Source organism: uncultured Flavonifractor sp., from assembly GCF_944387675.1.
In the GTDB taxonomy this organism is placed as follows: Bacteria; Bacillota; Clostridia; order Oscillospirales; family Oscillospiraceae; genus Flavonifractor.
In genome coordinates, this window is sequence record NZ_CALXFV010000102.1 from 1 (window position 1) to 7,704 (window position 7,704).

Annotated in this window: 5 protein-coding genes; 3 read left to right on the forward strand and 2 right to left on the reverse strand. The window is 63.8% G+C overall.

The features are described 5' to 3' along the window. Both Q0J74_RS09345 and alr read right to left on the reverse strand, forming a co-directional pair. The coding region (locus Q0J74_RS09345) for a type II toxin-antitoxin system PemK/MazF family toxin (RefSeq protein WP_297213784.1) at positions 1-249 on the reverse strand (249 nt) is incomplete at its 3' end. A 202-nt stretch (positions 250-451) separates the two neighbouring features. After that, positions 452-1,579, reverse strand: a complete 1,128-nt coding sequence (gene alr, locus Q0J74_RS09350; protein ID WP_297213787.1) for an alanine racemase — start codon at positions 1,577-1,579, stop codon at positions 452-454. Positions 1,580-1,795: 216 nt separating this feature from the next. Here alr and Q0J74_RS09355 point away from each other — a divergent pair, with 216 nt between their 5' ends. From Q0J74_RS09355 to Q0J74_RS09365, 3 genes are all read left to right on the forward strand, one after another. Then, positions 1,796-2,137, forward strand: a complete 342-nt coding sequence (locus Q0J74_RS09355) for a hypothetical protein (RefSeq protein ID WP_297213790.1) — start codon at positions 1,796-1,798, stop codon at positions 2,135-2,137. 241 nt (positions 2,138-2,378) lie between these two features. Further along, complete coding sequence (locus Q0J74_RS09360; RefSeq protein ID WP_297213796.1) at positions 2,379-7,214, forward strand: M60 family metallopeptidase; 4,836 nt, start codon at positions 2,379-2,381, stop codon at positions 7,212-7,214. Between the two features lie 17 nt (positions 7,215-7,231). Next, positions 7,232-7,704 (forward strand): hypothetical protein (locus Q0J74_RS09365; RefSeq protein ID WP_297213793.1); only part of this gene is annotated, 473 nt, incomplete at its 3' end.

Sequence of the window (7,704 nt, forward strand, 5' to 3'; positions counted from 1 at the left end):
CCGGATCTGTTCCAGCAGCACCACCGACTCCTTGGGCAGTCCGTAGGTGTTTGCCGAGAGCTCAATGTGGGTGGGCAATCGGGCCTTGCCGGTCTGCGAGGTGATGGCGGCGGCAATCACCGTGGGGCTGTGGCGGTTGCCGGTGTCGTTCTGCACGATGAGAACCGGGCGCACGCCTCCCTGCTCGCTGCCCACCACCGGACTCAGGTCGGCATAGAAAATGTCTCCGCGTTTTACGCTGTTATCCACAAAAGCTCACACTCCGCCGGAAAATAGTCACCTGCGTCACACGGCCAGCGGCCTATGTAACGCGGTCACTATGATTTTCCCACGGGGCGGCGGGATTTATACCCGCTGCCTGTAAAAAACAGGCGGGCGGACGGCGCTCCGCCGCCGTGCCGGCGCTTCCTCCCCGGCCCATTGTATGCCGGCTGCCTGCCGCCGGTGTCTCTCAGCCCCGGTATGTCCGGCGGACCCGGGGAGATACCGCGCACAGCAGCTCATACTGGATGGTGCCGGCCAGACCGGCCAGCTCCTCCACCGGCAGGGACTCCCCAAACACCTCCGCCTCGTCCCCCGGCCTTACCTCCAGACCGGTGACATCCACCATGCACATATCCATGCATACCCGGCCCACCAGAGGCGCCCGGCAGCCGTGGAGCTCCACCTGCCAGCGGTCGGAACACAGCCGGGGCAGTCCGTCGGCATAGCCGATGGTCAGTGCCGCCAGACGGGTCTCCCGCTCCAGCACGTGGGTGCAGCCGTAGCTCACCGGGGTACCGGCCGGAACCGTCTTCACCGACGCCACCCGGGTCTTCAAGCTCATCACCGGGCGCAGCCCCGGCCCGTCCAGCCCCTCACAGGATGGGTCGGGATAGTGGCCGTAGAGGGCAATACCGGGACGCACCATATCCAGATGAGTGCAGGGATAGCGTAACACAGCCGCGCTGGCGGCGCAATGGCGGATGGCAAAGGTCACTCCGCGGGCCTTCAGGGCGTCCAGCAGGTCCAGAAACCGGGTGAATTGAAGCATGGTGTAGGCCTCATCCCCGTCGGCATTGGCAAAATGGGTAAAAATTCCCTCCGCCGCCAGGCCTGGCAGGGCGCACACCTGGGCTATGGTTCGAACCGTCTCCTCCAGATGGGCCTGGTCGCACAGCCAGCCCAGCCGGGACATACCGGTATCCGCCTTAATATGGATATTCAGCCTTTTTCCGGCCCCCACCGCCAGGGCGGACAGAGCCCGGGCAGTCTCCAGGTCGTAGACCGTCTGGGTAATCTGGTGGGCCAGCAGCTCCCCGCCCCGCTCCGGGGGGGTATGGCCCAGGATCAGAAGGGGGGCCTGAATCCCCGCCCGGCGCAGCTCCAGCGCCTCATCCAGGCAGGCTACCGCCAGATATTCCGCCCCCAGCGCCTCCAGCCGGCGGGCCACCGGCACCGCTCCGTGTCCATAGGCGTCCGCCTTCACCACCCCCAAAAAGCGGCAGCCGGGGGGCAGCATGGCCCGCAGGGTATGATAATTATGCTCCAGATTGGACAGATTGATCTCCGCCCAGGTTCTTGTCCGTGTCTGTTCCATATGGCTGTTTCATCCTCTTTTCCACGCTTGCACTCACGTGTCTGATTATACTACGTCCGACCGCTCGCCACAAGAGGAAAGCGCCCCGGTCTTTCATCCATTTTTAATTCATTGTTCATAGAATTACAAAGACAAATTTCGCTTTTTTGTATATACTAAACGCAGATGCCAGGCGGTGCGGGAGAGCCGCACCGCAGACAGGAAGGAGCAATGGTTATGTTAGAAGATTTTGGGAAGACCTTGGCCAACATCGGTCTGGCCGGGGTGGGCCTGGCCGCCATCGCCGCAGAGCAGGCGGGCAAGGCCGGCAAGCTCTTGGTGGAAAAGGGCGCTGCCGCCATGGAGGAGGGCCGGAAGTACGGCGCCGAGCTCCAGGAGAAGTATCAGCAGGACGCCCAGCGCCGCCGGGAGGAGCAGTTTGACCGGCAGGTGTGCCAGATGGACGCCGGCCAGCGGGAGGCCCTTCGCCGGCGCCTGGCGGAGCTGGACGAGCTGGAGCGCCAGGCGGCTGAAGCGGCGGACGAACTCAGCAGGGACGATGACCAGCAGGCTTTTTGACAAGTTGAACGTGGGCGGCGGTGCGTTGCGGCACCGCCGCCCACGCATTTTGGTTCGTCTAAAATCATACAAAATAAATAGGTTTTCCATGTTTTTTTACCATCTCCTACAAAAATAGAAAAATCCCCCTGCCGGAGCTTGCATCCGGGCTGCGCATCGCGTATAATCCCCACGTTATGTCATCCTGGATGACTTGACAGCAGCAACGCATCAAAAGAAGAAAGGAAGGTTGACCCCCTTGATGCATCCCCGTCGCGCCATTTCCGGCCTGCTCTGTCTGGCCACACTGGCCAGCGCATGCGCCCCGTGGCTGCCTGCCGCCTCCGCGGCAGACGTCCCGGACCCTGCCACGGAGCAGACCGCTCAGGCCACCGGTTCCATCGCCCTGACTCTGGCCTTTCCTCTGCCCCAGCGGGTAGACGAGGTGAAGGAGCGCCAGATCCAGCTTACCCTTACCCATTCGGACGGCACATCCGCCGTCGTCCGCCTGTGGGACGGCAGCGCTGACGCCGACGGCCTGGCCGTCTCGGTGGAGGCCCTGAATTCCCAAGGGACGGCCCTGACCACCGAGCAGCAGCTGGGCTATTACCGCGCCACCCTCTCCGGCCTGGCGCTTGGCAGCTACCAGATGACCGTTACCGGCAGGGGGTACACCCCCTGCACCGTCCCCGTCACCCTGGAGGATTACTCCCAGCATGTGCTGCTGAGCACCGGGGACGGCACCTTCTCCCTGGGAGATGTGGACGGCAGCGGCACCGTGGACCACGCCGACCGGGCGGCCATGGACGCTCACCTGGCCGACGGCAGCCCCCAGGCGCTGGCCGTCTACGACCTAAACGGAGATGGGAGGATCAATGTAATTGATCTGTCTTATGTCAACAAAATGATGGACCTGTCCGCCGCCCCCACCATCCTGGCTACCGCCGCCATTACAGCGCCGGCGGTGGACGATTCCGGGGTGACTGTCACCGGCGGCAGCTTGGAGGATCTCTTTACCTCCGGTGATTCCGAGGTCACTCTGGCTCCCGCCGTTCAGGGAGCGTCCCTGGCTATTCCCATGGAATTTGAGCGTCCCGTCACCATGCAGGAGATCTCTATCGCCTCTCCCAGCACCGACGGTGCCATCCAGGCGGGCGTCGCCCGGGTGGAGACCGAGGACGGGCAGGTGTTGGAACTGCCCTTTGACGTGTCCGCCCCCGCCGGCATCCACGCCACCGGCCGCACTGCCGGCCAGACGGTGGTGACCATTAATCTGGGCGCCAAGGTGGCGGTGAAAAAGGTCACCATTACCGTCACCAAGGTGGAGGGACAGACCGGCCAGGCTCCTGACTACGCCACCGTCTCCCAAATCACCTTCCTGCAGGACATTGTCTCCGACGCCATGGAGGCGGACACCCAAGTAAAGAACCTGGCGGCCACCGCCGGAGACGGGGAGATCACCCTGGTCTGGGACAGCGTGAAAAACGTCACCGGCTACACCGTGGCCTACGGCACCGGTCGGGACAGTTTGAATCAGAGCACATCTGTCAGCACCAACCGGGCAATCCTCTCCGGTCTGAGCAACAATACCACCTATTATTTTCAGGTCACCGCCGTCAGCGGAGATTGGCGCGGCACCCCCTCCGCCATACTCTCCGCCGTACCCCTCCCGGCAGTCGTACCCGGAACCCCCTCCAACCTTCTGGTGGAGAGCGCCGACACCGCCCTGCGGGTCAGCTGGGGGAAAACCAAGGATGCCACCTGCTATCAGGCTTACTACAGGGTGCAGGGCGCGGAGACATGGATCCCCTGGGGGGACGCCATCACCGGCACCAGCACCACCATCACCGGCCTGACCAACGGCACCGTCTACGAAGTGGCGGTGAAGGCCGGCAACCAGATCGGCTTCGGCCCCTACTCCGCTGCCGCTCTGGGTACTCCCAAGCGGGATGCCTTTGAGATGCCCGAGCTGCCTGCCGACGGCCGCATTCCCGCCCACGAGATCACCTCCATTGTCATGGCCGATTCCGGCAACGTCAACAAGAACCTCTGCCCCAACTTTACTGTGGACCACCTGATCGACAACGACCCCAACACTTACTGGATTGCCGCCAACTACTGGTACAACAGCAACATCACCTACACCTTCCAGAGCACCCACAACATGAACTACCTGCTGCTGGTCCCTTATCTGGACGGCGCCTACCAAAACCGCATCGCCAACTTTACCGTCACCCTGAAGGGTGAGGATGGGGAGACTCTGTCCACCTATTACCGGGACGGCATGAACATCACCGCCGGGGGCTATTACATTTTGACCTTTCCTGAGACCAAGGGGGTAAAAAGCGTCACCCTGGGCCTGGGTGAAAAGACCGGCGGTCCCCGGGTGAGCATTTCGGAGATCGCTTTCTACAACAGCGACACCCTGGCCGATGACATTGCGGCCCTCTTCGCCGACGGGGCCTTCACCCGGCTGGCCGGCGGGGCGGACACCCGGCAGATTGCCGCCCTCCGGGAGCGTCTTACGGCTCTGGGCAGTTTCTACCTGGACAAGACCCGTCTGGAGGACGAGCTGACTCTGGCCCAGGCCCTGCTGGAGCAGAAGACCGACGCCCTAGGTCTGGTGAAGGAGGACTTCCAGAGCCGCTCCGCCGCCGCCCCGGCCGACGCCGCCGCCGGCCAGACCGCCAGCGACTTGCAGCCCCTGGGCGTTTCCGCCAAAGCGGGCAGCACCCTGGCCATCTATGCCCAGCTGCCGGACGACAAGCCGGTATACGTGGTACCCACCCAGTTCTATGGGGAATCCGGCGTGTGGAAGGGAGCCCCTGTGGCCCTGCACAACGGACGCAATTACCTGTCCATTGAGAAAATCGGCTCCCTGGCCGATACCAGAGGAGGCGTCCTCTACCTGACCTACGCCGGAGACCACCCGGAGCAAATCCGGCTGCAAATCCGCAGCGGCAGTGGTGTGTACCAGATGCCGGTGCTGGAGCTCTCCGCCTGGTACACCATGGAGGAGGCCGCCCGCCGGGAAGCCATTGCCGCCTATATCCAGGCGCTGGAGAACTATGTCTCCGGCCTGTCCGGGACCAGCCTGACCACCGACATCCGCAACGCCACTGAACTCTCCACCCCCAGCGTGCTGCTCTCCCTCCCCGCCGACCAGGTGCTCTCCGGCCTGAAGGGCGTGGGCAACGATGAGAGCGCCATGGCCGAAATACTGTACCAGAACGTGCTGGCCTGGGAGGAGGAGCTGTTTGTGGCCAATAAGGTCCAGGGTATCCTGGCCGCCGACACCGGCCTGAGCGGCTATCAATACCCCATGACCACCCGCCAGAATATCCGCTACATGCGCATGTTTGCCGGCGCCTTCATGTACGCCGCCGGCAGCCACGTGGGGGTGGAGTATGGCTCCACCGCCGCCCTGGTGCAGGGCAGGCCCACCTCTGTCACCGGCGCGGGAGCGGACAACGGCCTGTTCGGCTGGGGCATTGCCCATGAGATTGGCCACAATATGGACAAGCTGGGCAAAACCGAAATCACCAACAACATCTACTCCCTGGCCCTCCAGGCCTGGGACGGCTCCTCCATGATGCTGGACACCCGGCTCACCGACGACGGCCGTTGGGAGGACATTTTCAACAAAGCGGCCCAGGGCCGCCCCGGCGCAGCCAACAACGTGTTTGTCCAGCTGGGCATGTACTGGCAGCTCCACCTGGCCTATGACGGGGCGGACCAGCCCCTGGCCTTCTTCAACGCCTTCTTCCGGGCCTGGAAGTCGGGGACCTACAGCAGTTACTCCTACGACGAGCGGGTGGCCCTCATCGCCTCCCAGACGGCCAACCGGAATCTGACGGAGTTTTTCACCCGCTGGGGCATGACCCTCAGCCAGGAAGTAAAGGACCTTCTGGCCGCTTACCCCACCGAGGAGCGGGCCATCTGGTATCTCAATGACGCATCCCGCACCTACCGTCTGGCGGGCGGCGGCGCCGCTGAGGGCTCCGCCGCGGTGCTGGCCCAGGTGGAGGAGTCCAGCGTAACGCTGATTCTCACCCACACCGACAGCGACAGCATTCTGGGCTATGAAATCCGCCGCAACGGCATTCCCATCGCCTTTACCACCGAATCCATCTATGTGGACGATCTGGGGGCGGCCAACAATCTGACCTACACCTATACGGCGGTACCCGTGGACAGGCTGGGCAATCCGGGCGATGCGGCCAGGAGCAGCGAGGTGCGGGTGGCCTATGACAAGACCATCTCCCCCGATTTGTACACCCTGGAACGCGACGGCGAGACGGTCACCATCACCATGAAGGACGGCTCCGCCGTCCCTGTCACCGGCATCAAGGTAACGGGCAGCGGCCTCACCGGCGGCTACACCGTAAAGGTCAAGGCCGCCGCCGGGGATGAAGCCTGGACCACCGCCAAAACCGGCCAGCTCTCCGGAGATCAGACAGTGGCCTACTTCAACAAACCCGGCGCCGCCCCCTCCGATACCCGCATCTGGACTTACGACGCGGCGGTGCTGACGCTCACCGGCATTCCCCAGGACGCCCGGGTGGATCTGCTGGACTACCCCGGCGACCGGGTGGACTTCTACCCGGATGCCTCCGTGGGCGTACTGGAGGCGGACTACGTGTATGGCAGCGGCCAGGAGGACGTGATCCCCGCCGGTACCCTGGTGATTCTGGGTACCTACCGGGGCGACCCCGTGTACAACTACGTATCCATTGAGGCGGAGTACAACACCACCGGCGAGGCCTGGGAGGATCAGGAGATCACCACCATCACCCGGGCCATGAGCGGCTACGGCCTGCTGTTCGCCGAGCTGCCCGACGACGGGGCGGTGAGCGACACCAGCGACGGCTTATTCCTCTTTGTCCCCGATTTGAAGGCCGAGGCCGACCTCAACGCCGGAGACGGCGTCACCGACGCCTATCCCCTGTCCATCCGGGCGGTGTTCTACCGCACCGATGATCCCACCAGCGCCGACAGCCAGCGGGTCACCAGCCAGACCCTGTGGATCAGCTTCCCCGAGGGCGGGGCGGACGGGTCCGACTTCCCCGTAATCCGGCTGACCGGCACCAGTTCTTGAAAGATGAGGAGCGCATTGTGAAACGACCGATTTTCTCCCTGATCTCCGCGCTGGTTCTGACGGCGGGCTTGCTGCTTACCACAGCGGCCGCCGCCGGCATCCAGCTGGTGACCTCCGGCACGGCCGCCGCCAGTCAGGCGGTCACCCTTACCGGCCTCTCCCCCGCGTGCCAGAGCCTGCAGCTCACCCTCTCCCTCTCCGGCGGCGACACCACCTACACCTATCAGCCCGACAGCGGCCTAAACCGGAACGGCATCTATGCCACTTCCAAGCAGAGCGGAAGCCAGGTAACCCTCTACCTCACTGCCAAAAACGGCGTGCTGGCCGAGGAGGGTACCCTTACCCTGGGTACCCTTACCTCGGCGGACGGCTCCGTCTTTACTGTCACCGGCTTCTCCGGCCTGCTCATGGTGGATGCCTCCTCCGACCAGCTTCCCGGCAACGAGGACAGCGGCGGAAACGGCTCCACCGGAGATGACTCCACCGGCGG